Raw genomic sequence first — 1,602 nt, 5'->3', positions numbered from 1 at the left:
ACGCGAGGCCGCGCGCAGGCCCCACGCCTGCGCGTGGAAGGCCTGCAATAACGGCTGGGGATGGTGCGGCGCGGCGCTCAGTAGCCGCGCAAGGTCGCCCAGCGCTGGGCGTGGAAGTTGGTGTCGCCGAGCAGGATCTGCGCGGCGCAAGCGCGCTTCATGTAGAAGCCGATCTCGAACTCGTCGGTCATGCCGATGCCGCCGTGCATCTGCACGCCCTCCTGCACCGCCAGCATCGCCGTGGAGCCGGCGCGCGCCTTGGCGGCGGACACCAGCGCGACAGGCTGTGCCGGGCCATCGTCGAGCAACTGCTGGCTGCGCAGCACCGCCGCGCGCGTGATCTCGATCTCGCCAAACAGGTGGGCAGCGCGATGCTGCAGCGCCTGGAACTCGCCGATGATCTTGCCGAACTGCTTGCGCTCTTTCAGGTATTGCAGCGTGCGCTCGAATGCTTCGTCGGCAATGCCGACGAGCTCGGACGCCAGCGCCGCGCGGGCGATATCGAGCGCGTGCTCAAGCATGGCCGCGCCACCACCGACCTCGCCCAGCACCTCGTCCGCCGCCACGCGCACCTCCCGGAACTGCACGCGCGCTGCATTGCGGGCGTCCGCCATCACGGTGCGCTCCACGGCAATGCCATCGGCACCGCGCGGCACCAGGAAGAGCGTGACGCCATCACGGTTGCTGGCATTGCCGCTGGTGCGGCCCACCACGATCAGCGTATCGGCGATATGCCCGTCGATGACGAAGACCTTGGCGCCATTGAGCACGAACCCGCCGTCCTGTTGCACTGCGGCGAGCGCCTGGCGCTCCGGGCGGTGCGTGGCGCCTTCGTCGATCGCCAGCGCCGTCAGGTGCTTGCCGGCCGCGATGGCCGGCAGGAAATGCGCCTTCTGCGCTGCGCTGCCGCCCCGGGCAATCAGCGAAGCGCCCAGCAAGGCGGTGGAGAAGAACGGCGTAGGGGCCAGCGTGCGGCCTAGCGCTTCCATGAGCACACCCGCCTCCACCACACCGAGCTCGCTGCCACCGTACTGCTCGGGGATCAGCACGCCGGCAAAGCCCAGCTCGGCAAACGCTTTCCAGAGGGCGGGCGAGAAGCCCGTGTCGTCCCGCGTGTCGCGCAGCTTGCGCAACATCGAGATGGGTGCGCTTTCGCGCAGGAATGCCAGGGCGCTGTCCCGCAGCATATCCTGGGTCTGATTCAATACGATTGCCATAGTCGTTCCGAAGCGTTGAAGCGTGGAGTCGAGGCGCGAAGTGGACGCAACCGAGACGGGTGTCAGGCGCCGGGCAGGCCGAGCAAGCGCTTGGCAACAATGTTGAGCTGCACTTCGCTCGTGCCGCCCTCGATCGAGTTGGCCTTGCTGCGCAGCCAGCCGCGCGCGGTGGCGCCGTCGTTGCTGCGCTCGCTCTCCCACTCCAGCGCCTCGCTGCCGCCAATCGACATCAGCAACTCATAGCGCCGCTTGTTCAGCTCCGACCCGTAGTACTTCAGCACCGACGAGAACGCGGCAATGCCCTCGCCCTGCCGGGCCAGGTCCATCGCGCGCTCACCCGCCAGCGCAAACGCCGCTTCATCGATCTCGAAGGTAGCGATCTGCG

General features: G+C 68.1%; 2 protein-coding genes. Both read right to left on the bottom strand.

Annotated elements, in window-relative coordinates; translation table 11 throughout:
- Positions 1–77: 77 nt before the first annotated feature.
- Entirely contained in the window at positions 78–1,217 is a 1,140-nt protein-coding gene (locus ACYP5B_RS52675; RefSeq protein ID WP_459575444.1) for an acyl-CoA dehydrogenase family protein, read from the bottom strand.
- A 62-nt stretch (positions 1,218–1,279) separates the two neighbouring features.
- A partial coding sequence (locus ACYP5B_RS52670; protein ID WP_459575442.1) for an acyl-CoA dehydrogenase family protein occupies positions 1,280–1,602 on the bottom strand: 323 nt, incomplete at its 5' end.

The sequence above is a fragment of the Cupriavidus sp. 8B genome (assembly GCF_054589115.1).
Note: the sequence above shows the minus strand (reverse complement) of the source record. Positions and strands in the feature narration are given on the sequence as shown.

Coding starts and splice junctions, on each gene's coding strand:
- ACYP5B_RS52675 (WP_459575444.1), bottom strand. CDS start 1,217: ATGGCAATCGTATTGAATCAGACCCAGGATATGCTGCGGGACAGCGCC.